Annotated in this window: 15 protein-coding genes and 1 other RNA gene; 9 read left to right on the plus strand and 7 right to left on the minus strand. The window is 53.2% G+C overall.

Annotation, left to right across the window (positions count from 1 at the left end; genetic code table 11):
• Positions 1 to 2: 2 nt before the first annotated feature.
• The 3 genes from lipB to OO731_RS03480 are packed head-to-tail and all read left to right on the plus strand — an operon-like array spanning position 3 to position 2,352.
• Positions 3 to 638, plus strand: coding sequence for a lipoyl(octanoyl) transferase LipB (gene lipB, locus OO731_RS03470; RefSeq protein WP_264889669.1), 636 nt, complete (start codon positions 3 to 5; stop codon positions 636 to 638).
• A complete protein-coding gene (lipA, locus tag OO731_RS03475; RefSeq protein WP_264889670.1) occupies positions 635 to 1,630 on the plus strand; it encodes a lipoyl synthase in 996 nt (331 codons plus the stop codon). Before lipB ends, lipA begins: the two co-directional genes overlap by 4 nt.
• Before the next feature lie 23 nt (positions 1,631 to 1,653).
• Positions 1,654 to 2,352: a DUF4191 domain-containing protein gene (locus OO731_RS03480; RefSeq protein WP_264889671.1), complete on the plus strand. Its 699-nt coding sequence runs from the start codon at positions 1,654 to 1,656 to the stop codon at positions 2,350 to 2,352.
• Between the two features lie 23 nt (positions 2,353 to 2,375).
• Here OO731_RS03480 and OO731_RS03485 read toward each other — a convergent pair whose 3' ends face one another.
• Positions 2,376 to 2,765 (minus strand): RDD family protein, encoded by a 390-nt coding sequence (locus OO731_RS03485; protein WP_264889672.1) that lies wholly within the window; start codon positions 2,763 to 2,765, stop codon positions 2,376 to 2,378.
• A 142-nt stretch (positions 2,766 to 2,907) separates the two neighbouring features.
• On the opposite strand from OO731_RS03485, the gene glnA (OO731_RS03490) reads away from it, so the two are divergent.
• Positions 2,908 to 4,332 carry a type I glutamate--ammonia ligase gene (gene glnA, locus OO731_RS03490; protein ID WP_138275420.1) on the plus strand — a complete coding sequence of 475 codons (1,425 nt, stop codon included), beginning with the start codon at positions 2,908 to 2,910 and terminating at the stop codon, positions 4,330 to 4,332.
• A gap of 67 nt (positions 4,333 to 4,399) precedes the next feature.
• On the opposite strand, the gene OO731_RS03495 is transcribed toward glnA (OO731_RS03490), so the two are convergent.
• A complete protein-coding gene (locus OO731_RS03495) occupies positions 4,400 to 7,429 on the minus strand; it encodes a bifunctional [glutamine synthetase] adenylyltransferase/[glutamine synthetase]-adenylyl-L-tyrosine phosphorylase (RefSeq protein WP_264889673.1) in 3,030 nt (1,009 codons plus the stop codon).
• A gap of 9 nt (positions 7,430 to 7,438) precedes the next feature.
• A complete protein-coding gene (glnA, locus tag OO731_RS03500) occupies positions 7,439 to 8,779 on the minus strand; it encodes a type I glutamate--ammonia ligase (RefSeq protein ID WP_138275422.1) in 1,341 nt (446 codons plus the stop codon).
• Positions 8,780 to 8,819: 40 nt separating this feature from the next.
• On the opposite strand from glnA (OO731_RS03500), the gene OO731_RS03505 reads away from it, so the two are divergent.
• From OO731_RS03505 to panB, 3 genes are read left to right on the plus strand one after another with little or no spacing between them, the layout of a single operon-like run.
• Positions 8,820 to 10,481, plus strand: coding sequence for an NAD+ synthase (locus tag OO731_RS03505; protein ID WP_264889674.1), 1,662 nt, complete (start codon positions 8,820 to 8,822; stop codon positions 10,479 to 10,481).
• A 5-nt stretch (positions 10,482 to 10,486) separates the two neighbouring features.
• Positions 10,487 to 10,876, plus strand: coding sequence for a RidA family protein (locus OO731_RS03510; RefSeq protein WP_264889675.1), 390 nt, complete (start codon positions 10,487 to 10,489; stop codon positions 10,874 to 10,876).
• Positions 10,876 to 11,688: a 3-methyl-2-oxobutanoate hydroxymethyltransferase gene (panB, locus tag OO731_RS03515; protein ID WP_264889676.1), complete on the plus strand. Its 813-nt coding sequence runs from the start codon at positions 10,876 to 10,878 to the stop codon at positions 11,686 to 11,688. Before OO731_RS03510 ends, panB begins: the two co-directional genes overlap by 1 nt.
• Here panB and OO731_RS03520 read toward each other — a convergent pair.
• On the minus strand, positions 11,685 to 11,882 hold the full coding sequence (locus tag OO731_RS03520) for an SPOR domain-containing protein (RefSeq protein ID WP_264889677.1): 198 nt from the start codon (positions 11,880 to 11,882) through the stop codon (positions 11,685 to 11,687). The two genes, panB and OO731_RS03520, sit on opposite strands and share 4 nt — an antisense overlap.
• A gap of 51 nt (positions 11,883 to 11,933) precedes the next feature.
• On the opposite strand from OO731_RS03520, the gene map reads away from it, so the two are divergent.
• The gene (map, locus tag OO731_RS03525) at positions 11,934 to 12,803 is read left to right on the plus strand and encodes a type I methionyl aminopeptidase (RefSeq protein WP_264889678.1); all 870 of its coding nucleotides are present in this window, start codon (positions 11,934 to 11,936) and stop codon (positions 12,801 to 12,803) included.
• An 8-nt stretch (positions 12,804 to 12,811) separates the two neighbouring features.
• Positions 12,812 to 13,570, plus strand: coding sequence for a polyphosphate--glucose phosphotransferase (locus OO731_RS03530; protein ID WP_264889679.1), 759 nt, complete (start codon positions 12,812 to 12,814; stop codon positions 13,568 to 13,570).
• On the opposite strand, the gene rnpB is transcribed toward OO731_RS03530, so the two are convergent.
• The 3 genes from rnpB to OO731_RS03545 form a co-directional block, all read right to left on the minus strand.
• An RNA gene (gene rnpB / locus OO731_RS03535) (RNase P RNA component class A) lies at positions 13,571 to 13,911 on the minus strand.
• A gap of 28 nt (positions 13,912 to 13,939) precedes the next feature.
• A complete protein-coding gene (locus OO731_RS03540; protein ID WP_264889680.1) occupies positions 13,940 to 15,094 on the minus strand; it encodes a bifunctional RNase H/acid phosphatase in 1,155 nt (384 codons plus the stop codon).
• Positions 15,094 to 15,807, minus strand: coding sequence for a hypothetical protein (locus OO731_RS03545; protein ID WP_264889681.1), 714 nt, complete (start codon positions 15,805 to 15,807; stop codon positions 15,094 to 15,096). Before OO731_RS03545 ends, OO731_RS03540 begins: the two co-directional genes overlap by 1 nt.
• Positions 15,808 to 15,813: the final 6 nt, after the last annotated feature.

Genomic DNA, 15,813 nt, shown 5'->3' on the forward strand with positions numbered 1-15,813 from the left:
AAATGCCTGACTTTCTCACCGCCGGACTTAGCCCTGATTTCATCGGCTATGAAGAGGGATGGCAACTGCAGCGTGAGATCCATACCAGGGTTGTTGCTCATGAAATCCCAGACACTGTAATCCTGCTTGAACATTCCTCGGTATTTACCGCTGGTAAGCGCACCGAAGACTCGGAGCGCCCAGTTGATGGCACGCCTGTAATCGATGTTGACCGCGGTGGAAAAATCACATGGCATGGTCCTGGTCAGTTGGTTGGCTATCCGATTATGAAACTCCCAAGACCAATCGATGTTGTCGGTTACGTACGATGGCTTGAAGAGGTTCTTATAAAAACCTGCGCCGAGTTTGGCCTGCTCACAGAGCGAGTCGAGGGGCGAAGTGGGGTGTGGGCTCCTCTGAATGGAAGCCATGTCAAGGTCGCTGCCATAGGCATTCGCGTAGCGGAACACACCACAATGCACGGGTTTGCTCTCAACTGCAATAATTCGCTCGATCCCTATGAAACAATCATTGCTTGTGGCATCAGAGATGCTAAAACCAGCACACTCACCGAACTTTTAGGGCGAGAGATCACCCCCGCCATGGCGGCCGAAGTTGTAAAAAAACACCTCAAAGAGATTGGCAAGGTCGAACTGTGACCGAACAAAAACCCGAGCGCAAGCTACTAAGAATCGAAGCTCGCAACAGCTCAGTACCAATCGAAAAGAAGCCGGAATGGATCAAGACCACGGCGCACATGGGGCCTGAGTATCAAGCCCTACAGAAGCTAGTTAAAGGCGAGAACCTTCACACCGTCTGCCAAGAGGCAGGATGCCCAAACATATTCGAGTGTTGGGAAGACCGCGAGGCAACATTTCTGATCGGTGGGTCTCAGTGCACGAGACGCTGCGATTTCTGCCAGATCGACACTGGTAAGCCAGACGCTTTTGACGCAGATGAACCGCGACGCGTGGGGGATTCTGTGCGCCAGATGGAACTTCGATACGCGACCGTCACTGGCGTTGCAAGAGATGATCTTGAGGACGAAGGTGCTTGGTTGTATGCCGAGACCATCCGCCAAATCCACCAGCAATCGCCAGGTACGGGCGTCGAAATTCTGGTACCTGACTTCTCAGGAAATCCGGCACTGCTTGGAAAAGTGTTTGACGCGCGCCCAGAGGTATTTGCCCACAATGTCGAGACGGTTCCACGAATCTTCAAAGAGATTCGACCTGCTTTCCGTTATGAGCGCTCACTAGATGTACTTACTCAGGCTAGAGATTACGGGCTCGTGACCAAATCGAATTTGATTCTCGGCATGGGAGAAACCCGCGAAGAGATTTCTCAGGCTATGCAGGACCTTTTTGATGCCGGAACTGACATCCTCACCATTACCCAGTACCTGCGACCAACACCTAAGCACCACCCAGTCAGCCGATGGGTAAAACCCATTGAGTTTGCAGAAATGGCCGAAGAAGCCGAAGAAATCGGATTCCTTGGGGTTCTATCGGGGCCACTGGTCCGCAGTTCCTACCGCGCCGGACGACTCTGGGCTCAAACAATGCAGAAGAAGGGCTTTGAAATCCCTTCCCATCTCAGTCATCTAGCCGAGGCTGCTGCGAAAAGCGGTTTTGGACAGGCAGTTCACTAGAAACTTCGCGATAAGGTTATTCAATGGCTAAAAAAGACACCAAAACTCAAAAAGCACCTGGTCAAATGCGTCAGCTTTGGCGCGTCTATGTAATGACCGCCAAGGGCGACAAGACTTCCGTCCTATGGGCGTCACTTGGATTTGTACTTACCGTTTTGGCAGCCATCACTTTTAGCGCCGTGACTGCTCCTGGCAATGTAACCAACCTGGTCCTATTCAGCATTACCGGAGTTCTCTCGGGCATTTTGGTCGCGATGATTGTCATGTCTCGCAAGGCCGAGCGCGTTGCGTACATGCAAATCGAAGGTCAGCAAGGCGCAGTTGGCGCAGTGGTGGCCAATGGACTGCGCCGTAACTGGCGCGGAAGCGAGATGCCGGTTGCGATCAACGGCAAGACCCGCGATGCCGTCTATCGCACCATCGGTCCGGGTGGAATCGTTTTGATTGGTGAGGGTCCGAAGTCACGCGTTCAGCCTTTGCTTGAAGACGAGCGCAAGAAGGTTTCGCGAATCGCTCCGGGCGCCCCGATTCAGACCATTATTGTGGGCACCGATGAGAATTCAGTGCGAATTTATGACTTGAAGAAGTCACTTTACAAACTCAAGAAGGTTCTGAACCGGTCTGAGGTTTCAGTGGTCGATAAGCGTCTGGCATCGCTTGGCATGAACATTTCAATTCCAAAGGGAATGGATCCTGCAAAAATCCGCGCATCACGCAAGTAATCGCTGCTTCTAGCAGAGTGTTTTTAGCGCAGTACTAACGCTGTTCCAGCCAATTTGTCGTGTAGACCGCGATTATCGTTGTCCCAAACAATTGCCGGGATGATCAGCAAGATCATCGAAACACGCAAAAATGCAGCTCTGAATCCGACGTATGGATGCCCCAGTCTAAGAACACGCATTCGACAAATCACGTGACCGAAGCTCGCACCGAGGGTGGCAACCATTAGCCATTGCATCAGCCCAAAGGCAACCAGGGTGGCTAGGTTATCGCCGGCGAACAACCCGGCGGAGATTAGCAGCGAAATCCCCCAGTCAATACAAAGCCCAATAACTCTCCTTGGAACCTTTGCGAGGGATCCGGGGCCCTGTTCTGGAAGGCCAAGCCGCTTTCCGGCCCACAGTTTTTCTGTCATCACCCTTCGAGCCTAGTCAAAAGTTTTACATGGCTGAAACATTCGCTGGTTAGCGAGCACGGCGCGAAAAGATAGACTTTTCCTTGATGGCGTAATGATGTGCCAGAGTTTCCACCATCCACCATTTGAAGGGATTCCCCCTATGTTCAAGACTGCCTCAGAGGTTGTTAAGTACATCAAGGACAACGACGTAAAGTTCCTTGACGTTCGATTCACCGACCTACCTGGTGTTCAGCAGCACTTCAACCTTCCAGCAGCGATGATCGATGAGCAGTTCTTCATCGATGGTCAGTTGTTCGACGGTTCATCTATCCGTGGCTTTGCCTCAATCAATGAGTCAGACATGCAGCTCATCCCAGACGTCGGCACCGCATACATCGATGCATTCCGTGCTCAGAAGACTCTGGTTATGATCTTCGACGTTTACAACCCACGTAACGGTGAAATCTACGGTCGCGACCCACGCCAGACTGCCAAGAAGGCTCAGGCTTACCTTGCAACCACCGGCATCGCAGACACCGCATTCTTTGCCCCAGAAGCTGAATTCTTCATCTTTGATGACGTTCGCTACGAGTACAAGCAGAACGGCTCAATGCACTTTGTTGACTCAGATGAAGCTGCTTGGAACTCAGGCCGCGAAGAGGCCGGCGGTAACCTAGCTAACAAGACCCCTTACAAGGGTGGATACTTCCCAGTTACCCCAACCGACAAGCACGCTGACATGCGCGATGACATCGTTTCAGAGCTTCTTGCAGTAGGCCTAGAGGTAGAGCGCAGCCACCACGAGGTTGGTACTGCAGGCCAGGGTGAGATCAACTACAAGTTCGACACCCTACTTTCATCTGCAGATGACATTCTGAAGTTCAAGTACATCGTCAAGAACGTAGCTGAGCGTTGGGGCAAGACTGCCACCTTCATGCCGAAGCCACTATTCGGCGACAACGGCTCAGGTATGCACGTTCACATGTCTCTCTGGAAAGATGGCAAGCCATTGTTCTACGACGAGTCAGGCTACGGCGGTCTTTCAGACCTAGCACGCTGGTACATCGGTGGTATTTTGAAGCACGCTCCATCACTGCTTGCATTCACCAACCCAACCGTAAACAGCTACCACCGCCTAGTTCCAGGTTTCGAAGCGCCAGTAAACCTTGTTTACTCAGCTGGTAACCGTTCGGCTGCTATCCGCATCCCGATGACCGGAACAAACCCTAAGGCAAAGCGCATTGAGTTCCGCGCTCCTGATGCATCGTCTAACCCATACCTAGCATTCGCAGCAATGCTTATGGCTGGTCTTGACGGTATCAAGAACCGCATCGAGCCACACGAGCCTGTTGACAAGGACCTTTACGAGCTACCAGCAGAGGAAGCAGCACTTATTCCTCAGGTTCCTGGAAACCTTGAAGATGTTCTTAAGGCTCTTGAGGCAGACCACGACTACCTTCTAGAGGGCGGCGTGTTCACCAAGGACCTCATCGAGAACTGGATCAACTACAAGCGCGAGCACGAGATCAAGCCTCTTGCTCTTCGACCTCACCCATACGAGTTCGAGCTGTACTTCGGTTGCTAATCAACTAAAGAGAAGGACCCTGCCGAAAGGCGGGGTCCTTTTTTTATACCTAATTCAAGAGGGAATGCTATTCGGGCTTGGCGTCCGGTTCGAATCCGTAAAAGATGCGCTCAAACACAGCACGAGAGCGCCGAGTGAACGCCAAATAATCCTCTTGAAGCTGGCCCGCTCCCCCTCGCGGATATTCCAGAATTCGAGCCATACCTTCGAGTTGACGACGATCAGTCGGCAGTACATCCGTCCGCTTGTTGGCCCACAAGATTGAAGCAGAACGAACCCGAGACGCAAGTGTCCAAGCCTCAGCTAACACGCGTGCGTCATGCTCCGCAATTAGCCCCTCACGTGCGCAAGCCTCAAGCGCCTGCAGCGTTTTGGGTGTTCGAATTGAGGGGTGTTCATTCCCGTACTGAAGCTGAAGAAGCTGCACGAGCCACTCGACGTCGCTCAATGAACCTCGGCCAAGTTTCAAGTGTCGGCGCGGGTCAGCGCCTAGCGGAAGTCGTTCAGTCTCAACCCGGGCCTTGATTCTGCGAATCTCTACTATGGCGCTTTCCGTCAACTCGGTTGGGTATCGGTATTGATTGATGAGCGTCAAAAATTGCGATTGCAACTCGGAGGAACCAGCTATCGGACGCGCTCTGAGCAGGGCCTGGGCCTCCCAGGTGTTAGCCCATCGGGCATAGTAGGCAGCATAGGAATCAAGCGAACGAGCAACCGGACCGTTTTTGCCTTCAGGTCGCAAATCAAGATCCAACTCAAATTCAAGAAGTGGGTCAGAACTTAGCCGCTTGATTTCACTAATAACTCTTTCGGCCACTTTTTGCGCGAGAGCGGGATCGGCGCCATCAGTTACCCGGTAAACGAACATCACATCCGCATCCGAACCAAAGCCGAGCTCTTCGCCGCCGAAGCGACCCATTGCAATAATTCCGAGATCTACGTGCTCACTGACTGATCCTGGTGCTAGATCCAGGTCCTTGAATTCAACTGCGATACTCAACACCGCCCGCAGATAGGATTCAAATAGGCCGCTGAGGCTGTTTGACACCTGTGTTATGTCGATGTCACCAAGGACAGCTCCAAGCGCTATGCGAAGGGTTTCACGCCTCCGAATGCTCCGGACACCGTTAATCGCCTTCTCTGAAGAATCGTGGCGCCCGATAACCGCTTCGAATTCACTTGTGATCTCGGAAGTAGCCAACGGAATTAGGTCTTCGGGCTTCTCGAACCAAGCCGCAGCCTCGGGGATACGCTCAAAAAGGCTTGTGGCCAGCTTGCTGTTAGCAAGAACCTGAGTCATTCGCTGGGCCGCATACGTGCTGTCCCGCAGCATGCGCAAGTACCAGTGGGACTCCCCTAGATCCTCGCTTAGTCGACGGAAGGAAAGCAGCGCAGAATCTGGGTCAGAACCCTCAGAGAACCATTGCAGCAGGACAGGCAGCAACTGCTTTTGAATCGCTGCCCTCCTCGACAACCCTGAAGTCAACGCGGCGATGTGTACAAGCGCTCCCTTTGGATCCTGAAAACCGATGGCGTGCAGTCGGTCCTCGGCCTGAGTGTCAGTGAGAGAGAGACTTTCACCATCTAAACGAGACACGGCGCTCAGCAGTGGCCGGTAAAAAATCTTTTGATGAAGAGCCCTGACTTCCAATTTGACCGAGTCCCAAGCCGATAAAAGCTCCTCAACGGTCCACTTTGGATTCACAGCGCGAGCCAATGCGCGACGGCGAGTATCACTCGCGGGCATCAGATGGGTACGACGCATGTCCGAAAGTTGAATCCGGTGCTCAAGAAGACGCAAGAAACGGTAGCTCTCTGCAAATGCCGCTGCCTCTGAACGGCCGACATACCCTGCAGTGGCCAGAGCGTTTATAGCCGAAATCGTGTCTCTGTGCCTGACCGATGGGTCGGTACGTCCATGCACAAGCTGCAGGAGTTGCACGGTGAATTCAACGTCTCTAAGGCCGCCGGGGCCGAGCTTAATTTGAGCGTCCACTTCACTTGCCGGAATGTAATCGGTGACACGCTCACGCATCTTTTGTACCGACTCAACGAAGTTCTCACGTGATGCAGAGGACCAAACCTTTGGCGCGAGAGCGTTGACATATGCTTCGCCCAGTTCCGAAGAACCTGCAAGCGGCCGTGCTTTAAGGAGCGCCTGGAACTCCCAGCTTTGGGCCCAACGCTCGTAGTAGGCGAGGTGCGATTCGAGAGTGCGAACCAGTGCTCCTGATTTACCCTCCGGTCGCAGATTTGGGTCTACCTGCCACAGCATAGGTTCAGCAGCCGTTGCGTCGATAGCCCGCATCATCCGGGTGGCTAACTTGGTGGCAATTTCAACTGCACGCTCATTAGCAAGTTCGGCGCTTTTGCTGCCAGCGACATAGATTACGTCAACATCGCTGATGTAATTCAGCTCACGGGCGCCACACTTACCCATAGCGATGACTGCAAATTCTGTACTTTGAATCTCCTCGGCAGTAAATACTCCATGGTCGGCAGTGCTCGACAGTTCAACCCGAGCAATTTCGATTGCGACTTCCAAAGCGGCACCAGCAATGTCTGCCAGAGATGCCGCGACAGACGGCAATCCGGCTTTGACGTCAACCATCGAAAGGTCATAGATAGCGATTTGCAGCAAAGATTCTCGGTAGGCAATTCGAAGAGCAGACCAGACATCAGGAGAATTGAACCCGGGCACCAGCAGGTGCGCAACTCTGGATCTAAAAAACTCGGTGGCCAAAGCCTGAGTCGGCAAGGCGGCAATTGCCTTATCGAAGTAGTTCAGGCATTCGGGCCGACGCTTTAGGAAATCGCCAAGCGCCGATGACGCTCCGAGCAGCAAACACAGCCTGCGCGATGAGTCCGGCTTTTTGAGGATTGCCTTTACCTTGGCCGAGTTTGATTCAGCTAGAAATAGCAAGGCATTCAATGCCTGGTCAGGATCAGCGCATACGGCTAGGTCAGCCAATGCTGAACGACCCGAGTCACCAACCAGTTTCACCAGTTGGTCGAGTTTTGCGGTCGTAGAACTTAGGTCGGCAAAACCGAACCTGGCCAGCTCAGACAGACCCATGCCACGACCTCTATCGGACATGCAATTCCCCTAGAGGGTCTCGAGGTTCTGCTTTAGTTCGAAAGGCGTCACCTGTGCTCGGTAGGCTGCCCACTCGCGGCGCTTGTTAGCCAGCACGTAACTGAATACTTCCTCGCCCAAGGTCTCTGCTACCAACTCAGACTCCTCTAACTTGCGAATCGCGTGGTCAAGGCTTTGTGGCAGCGGCTGAATTCCCATGGCGCGTCGTTCGGCGTCATTTAGGCTCCAAACATTGTCCTCGGTCTCAGCTGGCAGAGGATACTCTTCTTGAATTCCCTTGAGCCCAGCATTCAGCAGCAACGCGTACGCAAGGTACGGATTCGCAGCTGAATCGATCGCCCGATATTCAATGCGCGAAGAGTTTCCCTTGTCTGGCTTGTACAGCGGAACCCTAATTAGAGCCGAGCGGTTGTTGTGGCCCCAGCAAACAAAGCTCGGAGCCTCGCCGCCACCCCAGAGACGCTTATACGAATTCACGTACTGGTTAGTTACAGCGGTGATTTCTGGTGCGTGTCGAAGCAGTCCGGCAATGAAATGCTTTGCGGTTTTTGAAAGGTGATACTGGGAGCTTGGGTCGAAGAATGCGTTTGTATCACCCTCGAATAGCGACATGTGGGTGTGCATTCCAGAACCAGGGTGCTGGGTGAACGGCTTTGGCATAAAGGTGGCATAAACACCCTGCTCAATAGCAACCTCTTTGATCACAGTTCTAAAGGTCATGATGTTGTCAGCCATAGTTAGGGCGTCGGCATAACGAAGGTCGATCTCGTTCTGGCCCGGGCCACCTTCGTGGTGGCTAAACTCGACTGAAATACCGAGTTGCTCGAGCATCGAAACCGCACGGCGACGGAAATCATGGGCGGTGCCGCCCGGAACATTGTCAAAGTAGCCAGCGTTGTCAACTGGAACAGGCTCGCCGTTGGCATCAAGCTGGGTGGACTTCAGAAGGTAAAACTCAATCTCAGGGTGGATGTAGAACGAGAAGCCCATGTCAGAGGCCTTGGCAAGTGCCCGACGCAAAACATTTCGTGGATCAGCCGCAGCTGGCAAGCCATCCGGAGTCTGAATGTCACAGAACATTCGCGCGGTTGGATCGATCTCGCCACGCCAAGGAAGAATCTGGAAAGTGCTTGGATCAGGCTGAGCAAGCATGTCCGCCTCGTAGGTACGGGCTAGTCCCTCAATCGCTGACCCATCGAATCCAAGACCCTCAGCAAACGCCCCCTCGACTTCAGCCGGCGCGATCGCAACAGACTTCAATGTTCCTGCCACGTCCGTGAACCAAAGGCGAATAAATTTCACGCCTCGCTCTTCAATTGTGCGAAGGACGAAATCTGTCTGCTTATCCATCGAGTGTTCCTCTCTCTACCCTGCTACTAGGCTAATGGTTATGCCGATTGTTCGCTTAGCTATGGCCCAGACCAACCCGATTGTTGGAGACATTTCTGGAAACGTGGCCCGTTGCCTCGCCACAGTTCGTGAAGCCGCCGCCAACCAGGCCAATTTGGTGGTTTTCGGCGAAATGTGTGTTACCGGCTACCCAATCGAGGACCTAGCAACCAGACCTGATTTCATCGAGGCTGCCGAATCTGCCGTTCGTGAGTTGGCCGGTGACCTAGAGAGCGATGGATTTGGTGATATTGCTGTGGTCATCGGGCATCCGAGCCGGGCATCCTCGAGTACCTGGGCGATTGCGCACAACAGCTCCTCAGTCTTGCTTGGTGGAACGGTATTAGGACGCTATGACAAGCACCACCTGCCTAACTATTCAGTTTTTGACGAGTACCGCGTCTTCGTTCCAGGTAACCAACTCTTTACTTTCGAACACTGTGGCCTGAAGTTTTCGACCCTCATTTGCGAGGATATTTGGCAAAGTGGCGGACCGGTGGCTGAGATTTCAAACCACGGAACCGACGTTGCTCTGGTATTGAATGGCTCCCCGTTTGAAGTTGATAAGGGCGACCGCCGTCTCGAACTGGTCAGAGATCTTGCTATAACTCAAAACATTGCTGTGGCGTATGTGAACCTGACTGGCGGCCAGGATGATTTGGTCTTTGACGGCGACAGTCTCTTTGTTGATTCCAGTGGCGAATTAGTTGTTCGAGCTGAGCAGTTTCAGACCTCGATCGACTACGTAGACATCACGAGCAAATCAACCGCTGAAAGTAAAAACATGGGTGCCCCTGCCCTTACACGCTCCAGCCTCGAAGAGCAGGTCTGGAATGCGCTGGTCACTGGCCTCAAGGACTACGTAGCGAAGAACGGTTTCAAATCGGTGATTTTGGGACTGTCAGGCGGAATTGACTCTGCTGTGTGTGCTTCCATCGCCGCGGATGCAATCGGTGCTGAGAACGTGTTTGGTGTACTGATGCCGAGCGAGCACTCATCTGATCACTCCATCGGGGACGCAGTGGATCTTGCCCAGCGGATTGGGTTGAATTATCAGACAGAATCAATCAAGGATTTTGTCGATGCTTTTGAGAAGCAAATACCGCTGACCGGTCTGGCCGCAGAGAACCTTCAGGCTCGCGCACGCGGGTTGATCCTGATGTCACTGTCCAACCAGCGGGGCCACCTAACTCTGACCACTGGAAACAAGACTGAACTCGCAGTTGGATACAGCACCATCTACGGCGATTCGGTCGGAGGCTTTGCACCCATCAAGGATGTTGAGAAGACATTGGTCTGGCGCCTAGCAAACTGGAGAAATAAGCATGCCGTCGCAGTGGGTCACACTCCCCCAATTCCACAGAACTCGATTGAAAAACCTCCGTCAGCGGAATTGAGACCCGGGCAAGTTGATCAAGACAGCCTTCCCGATTACGAAACTCTTGACTCGCTTCTTGAGCTTTATGTCGAAAAGTCTTTCGGTAGAAAGCAGATAATTGATGCTGGGTTTGAAGTTGATACCGTCGACCGAGTCATCTCTCTAGTAGATCGTTCGGAATGGAAGCGTCGACAGGGTGCAATTGGCCCAAAAATTTCACCACTCGCCTTCGGGCGTGACCGTAGATTTCCGATTACCAATCGTTGGACACATAGAAAGAGTTAGAGCAAATGGCAGCAGACAAGTTGATTTCAAGCGGTGGACCATGGGAGTCAGTTTTGGGCTACTCTCGCGCGGTAGTAGCTGGCGATTACGTACACGTGTCCGGCTCCACAGCAACTGTGGACGGCCAACTTCAGCACGAAGGCGATGCCTATGGTCAGACCAAGGTTGCTCTTGAAGTGATTGCCAAGGCGCTTGCTCAGGTTGGTTATGGCGTTGAAGATGTCGTCCGCTCAAGGGTTTACCTAGCCAGCGGTGCTGACATGGATGCCGCAGGTAAAGCGCATGGTGAAGTCTTTGGTGAAATTCGCCCAGCACTAACCATGCTTGCAGGCATTCAGTTCATCAACCCAAACATGCTGGTCGAGATTGAAGTGGATGCCTGGAAGCGTAGCTAATGGAATTCCTTCCCAAGAAGGTTAGAACTTCTACTCTCAAAGAATTTAAGGCAAGCGGGCACAAGTTCAGTTGCCTTACCAGTTATGACCACCTGACTGCCGGCCTGTTTGATCAATCTGGGATAGACGTTCTCTTGGTGGGTGATTCCGCTGCTGATAACAGCCTGGGGTACTCGAGCACTTTGCCCATCACGGTAGCCGAGATGGCAACCTTTGGTCGCGCAGTGGCATCGGCAGCTCTGCGCGCTCTTGTCGTAATTGACATGCCGTTTGGCTCATACGAGACAGGCCCCGCGGACGCCCTCGCAAACGCAATAGCGCTAATGAAACCAACTGGCGCTGATGCCGTGAAGCTTGAAGGTGGCAAACGAAGCGCAGACCAGATTCGCACTCTTGTGGAGGCCGGAATCCCGGTTATGGGTCACATTGGCTTCACACCGCAGAGCGTCAATGTCTTGGGCGGCTTTAAAATTCAAGGTCGCGGAGATGCAGCCGAACAGTTGCTTGAGGATGCCCTAGCCGTCCAAAATGCGGGTGCATTTGCAGTAGTACTCGAAATGGTTCCATCAGCAATCGCCGGTGAAATTAGCGCCAAGCTAGACATTCCAACGATTGGAATTGGCGCTGGCCCACAGGTTGATGGTCAAATTTTGGTCTGGACGGATTTTGCTGGCATGACAGCAGGCCGGCCACGGAAGTTTGTCAAGCGCTATGCAAATCTCGGGGAACAACTGGCTTCAGCAGCATTGAACTACCGAACTGAAGTGGCAAACGGGCAGTTTCCGACGGCTGACCATTCATTCGAGGACTAGTCCTGCTCCTCGGCCTTCCGCCAGGCTTCAGAGCGCAACCGAATAGTCTGCAGAGCTTCTGCAGCCTCCTGCGAGGTCGCAAACGGTCCTACCCGGTTAGGTGAAGGCGATAGTCGGCCAACCTCAACTTTTAGTGACTTCAGGTTGAACCAGTACTCCGGTTTTTCCTCATGTTCTGAGTATGAACTTTCCATTTGAACCCCTTTTTTGAAAAGCCTAGCCCCAACGCAAAATAGACTTTAGTAATGCCTCGCGATTCGAAAACTGGCCATCTGATTCCCGGTGTCCTTAGCCCAACCCGGCAAGTTCCGGCAGAAATTGCCCGACCGGCCTACGTTGGTAAAAAGTCACCTGCGCCTTGGACTGGCGGCGACGTTCGGACGCCGGGTGAAATCGCCAAGATCCGAGCCGCTGGTCGTATTGCTGCGCAGGCAATTGAACTGGTCGGAAAGCATGCCGTACCAGGAGTCACAACCGATGAGCTTGATCGAATCGGGCACGAGTTCTTGATTAGCCAGGGCGCGTATCCATCAACCCTCGGTTACAGAGGTTTCCCAAAGTCGCTCTGCTCGTCAATCAACGAGGTCATCTGCCACGGCATTCCTGACGATACAGTCCTTCAGGAGGGTGACATCGTAAACATTGACATCACCGCGTTCAAGGACGGCTTCCACGGCGATAGCAATCAGACTTTCAAAGTTGGCGAAGTCACGGACGAAGTTAGCCTTCTGGTAGAGCGCACCCATGAGGCCATGATGCGGGGAATTCGGGCAGCCACAGTCGGTCGCCAAGTGAACATCATCGGCCGCGCCATCGAAACTTATGCAAAGCGCTTCAACTATGGGGTGGTTCGTGACTTTACCGGTCACGGAATCGGCGAGGCTTTCCATTCCGGACTGATAATTCCTCACTACGACTCTGCACCGGCGTACGACACTGAGATCAAGGTAGGTATGGTGTTTACCATCGAGCCGATGCTTACCCTCGGCACGCACGAATGGAACATGTGGTCGGACAACTGGACCGTAGTCACGCGAGATAAAAGCATCACCGCTCAGTTTGAGCACACCATCGCCATCACCGAGGATGGCCCGGAAATCCTTACTCTTCCTTAGGAGCAGACATGGCAAAGATTGCAATTGGAATTGACATTGGCGGCACCGGAATTAAGGGTGCTCTCGTCGATGTTTCAAATGGAGAGCTACTCTCCAGCAGAGTTCGCATCGAGACACCTGAGGGCGGCCGACCTAACGACATCGCTGAAGTGCTTAAGGTTTTGATCTCACAGATTCCGGGTGCCACGCAAGATCTTCCGGTCGGCATCTGCTTTCCCGCTGTGGTCCAACACGGTGTCACTATGTCAGCCGCAAATGTTTCTCCTGAGTGGATTGGGCTCGACGCCGATTCGCTATTCACCAAATCGCTAGGCCGTCCGGTCCATGTGATCAACGACGCAGATGCCGCAGGTGTTGCTGAGGTTAAGTTTGGGGCAGGTCGTAAACAAGACGGCCTAGTCATCATGACCACGTTGGGCACCGGCATTGGCACCGCTTTATTCATCAATGGAAAGCTCGTGCCCAACACCGAGCTAGGTCATCTAGAAATTGATGGCGTTGATTATGAATCGAAAGCCTCATTCGCAGCCAAGGAACGTGAAGAACTAGGTTGGGACAGCTGGGCCGAGCGACTTCAAAAGTACTACTCGACGCTTGAACGACTTTTCAGCCCCGATCTCTTCATCATCGGTGGCGGTGTCTCTAAACAGCACGAGGAATTTGTTCCGCTGCTAAAACTTCGCGCCAAGGTGGTTCCAGCAAAGAAGCGCAACAACGCCGGCATTCTTGGAGCGGCTGCGCTGGCGATTCGGTCAACTAAGAATTAGTGGATGGGCCGGCTATTACGCCGGGTTCTGTACCAAAAGGTGACGGTCATCTATCTAGGAATGCCGTTGCCGACACTCTCGAGCGGTCTACCCGAGAACATGAGCGAGCAGCTCTTAACGTTCTCTGTCTGACCTTGCTTCAAACGAGGTTTACATAGCCGCCATGTTCACACACGGCGCTGGTGGTCTCTTACACCACCGTTTCACCCTTACCGCAAAGCGGCGGTTTACTTTCTGTTGCACTATCTCGCGGGTTACCCCGGGTGGCCGTTAGCCACCGTCTTGCTCTATGAAGCCCGGACGTTCCTCGATGTTGCCATCGCGACCGCCTTGCCGACCCATCCGATAAAAGACTACTGGCTAAATGCCCTAGAGGTGACTCGTTGAATTTATCGTGACGACCTCAGCGCTTTGGCTACCCCAAAACCGCAACACCGATAGAGAACATGGCGCTACTTGTGGTCGCCAGTATCCTGAAATACCAGACTCCATGGCCTCACGGATGATTCCCCGAATTGGCATGACATGGCTAACAACCACGACTGTCTTACCTGCGTGTTGAATAAGTATTTCCAGTAGGCCACGCATGACGCGCTGATCGAAAGCCTCTAGAGATTCTCCGTTCGGCGGCGAGGCACTCCATGAGCCCTGCCAAGCCGTAAACTCAGCCGGCCACTGGTTCTCAACCTCGTCATTGGTGTGACCATCCCAGTCGCCGAAAGAAATCTCAGCAATCTCAGGCAGAGTGCTTACGCTGAGGCCAAGTTCGTTGGCGATGATATTTGCTGTGTCCTGCGTTCGCTGAATAGGTGATGCCACAATCGCCGAAATAGGCGCGATGTGAGCCCAAGGCCCCTTCGAACCGATTTCCGCCAAGGCTTTTGCCGCTGCGCGAGCATCAGCGCGCCCCAGGTCAGAGAGACCAGGATTTTCTCCGCCGCTACCAGAAATGCGCTTGGATTCCGTCAAATGGGTGCGTCCATGGCGCACCAGAATAAGAGTGGTTAGCGGCTCGGTGACCTTATCTGGGCTACGAACGGAACTCGGCTTTACCTGATTGAACTCAGCAACCGGAGACCGCTGCTTAGCGCCCTCACTGTGAACAATCGAATCCTCGCGTTCATCCATAGCCTTATTCGCCAGCGCGTCTGCACGTGAATTCTCTTCACGAGGAATCCACATCCAGCGAACCTGAAGATTGGCTACTAGTCGCTGCACCTGACTGCCAATTTGGATCATGTCCGGGTGTTTTATCTTCCAGCGGCCTGCCATTTGCTCAATGACGAGTTTGGAATCCATACGCACCAAAATCCGTGCCTCTGGATTTAGTTCTATAGCCGCTTCGAGCCCTGATTTCAATGCCAGATACTCGGCAACGTTGTTAGTTGCAATGCCTATGTACCTAGCAATCTCGATCAACACTTCGCCAGTGTCAGCGTCGATAACGACTGCGCCCGAACCGGCTAGACCTGGATTTCCTCGAGAGCCGCCATCAGCCTCGATTATGAGATTGCTTGACGCCACTAGCGGACCAAGAATGCTTGGCAGTCAGGGCAGGTAGCAAACTCATCAAACGGAAGCGCGTTGATTTCTGCGAGAGCGGTAGCGCCAATGCCGATGCGGCAGGCACCACACTCGCGACCCACCAGGCGGCCGACAGCAATCGAGCGTTCAAGCTTTTTCTCGTAGGCCTGCAGCAGATCCGGAGCGGTCGAGGCAGCCTGCTGCGCCCTGCGCTGAGTCAAAAGGTCCAGACCTGAACCTAGTTTGATGACCTCTGTTTCGACAGCGGCCTCTTTGGTTGCTATCTCGGCGTCGAGGCTAGACTTGCGGGCCATTACGTCGTCAAACGAAGCTAGGCATTCGTCTTTGCGCTCAAGAATCTGAAGCTCGGCGTCTTCTAAATCAGACTGTCTGCGAGCAAGAGTCGCCAATTCTGCTTGGATACCCTGCGCATCCTTTGCCGAAGTTGTTTGATTGAGTAGGGCGTTGTCTTTTTTGACCCGCTCTTCTACAAGCTTGAGGTCCGCCTCAGCTCGTTTGAGTTCAAGCTCCACGGTGTCCAAAGCATTACGAGCCTCGATGAGCTCGGTTGCCAAAGAAAGCTGCTGTGCTCTCAAGGTCTCAAACTGGTGACCGTTGGTCAGCTGTGCAAGAGCAGTTTTTGATCTCTTAATCTCAAGGTCCAACTCCCCCAGACTCAATAGTTCAGTCTGCTGATTATTGGTTGCTTTCATTTACTG

The organism is Rhodoluna sp. KAS3 (assembly GCF_026000575.1).
Classification (GTDB): Bacteria; Actinomycetota; Actinomycetes; order Actinomycetales; family Microbacteriaceae; genus Rhodoluna.

What these genes read in the sequence shown, in the direction of transcription:
- lipB (WP_264889669.1), top strand. Translation starts at nt 3, where the DNA reads ATGCCTGACTTTCTCACCGCCGGACTTAGCCCTGATTTCATCGGCTAT.
- OO731_RS03480 (WP_264889671.1), top strand. Translation starts at nt 1,654, where the DNA reads ATGGCTAAAAAAGACACCAAAACTCAAAAAGCACCTGGTCAAATGCGT.
- OO731_RS03485 (WP_264889672.1), bottom strand. Translation starts at nt 2,765, where the DNA reads ATGACAGAAAAACTGTGGGCCGGAAAGCGGCTTGGCCTTCCAGAACAG.
- glnA (WP_138275420.1), top strand. Translation starts at nt 2,908, where the DNA reads ATGTTCAAGACTGCCTCAGAGGTTGTTAAGTACATCAAGGACAACGAC.
- OO731_RS03495 (WP_264889673.1), bottom strand. Translation starts at nt 7,429, where the DNA reads ATGTCCGATAGAGGTCGTGGCATGGGTCTGTCTGAGCTGGCCAGGTTC.
- glnA (WP_138275422.1), bottom strand. Translation starts at nt 8,779, where the DNA reads ATGGATAAGCAGACAGATTTCGTCCTTCGCACAATTGAAGAGCGAGGC.
- OO731_RS03505 (WP_264889674.1), top strand. Translation starts at nt 8,820, where the DNA reads ATGCCGATTGTTCGCTTAGCTATGGCCCAGACCAACCCGATTGTTGGA.
- OO731_RS03510 (WP_264889675.1), top strand. Translation starts at nt 10,487, where the DNA reads ATGGCAGCAGACAAGTTGATTTCAAGCGGTGGACCATGGGAGTCAGTT.
- panB (WP_264889676.1), top strand. Translation starts at nt 10,876, where the DNA reads ATGGAATTCCTTCCCAAGAAGGTTAGAACTTCTACTCTCAAAGAATTT.
- OO731_RS03520 (WP_264889677.1), bottom strand. Translation starts at nt 11,882, where the DNA reads ATGGAAAGTTCATACTCAGAACATGAGGAAAAACCGGAGTACTGGTTC.
- map (WP_264889678.1), top strand. Translation starts at nt 11,934, where the DNA reads ATGCCTCGCGATTCGAAAACTGGCCATCTGATTCCCGGTGTCCTTAGC.
- OO731_RS03530 (WP_264889679.1), top strand. Translation starts at nt 12,812, where the DNA reads ATGGCAAAGATTGCAATTGGAATTGACATTGGCGGCACCGGAATTAAG.
- OO731_RS03545 (WP_264889681.1), bottom strand. Translation starts at nt 15,807, where the DNA reads ATGAAAGCAACCAATAATCAGCAGACTGAACTATTGAGTCTGGGGGAG.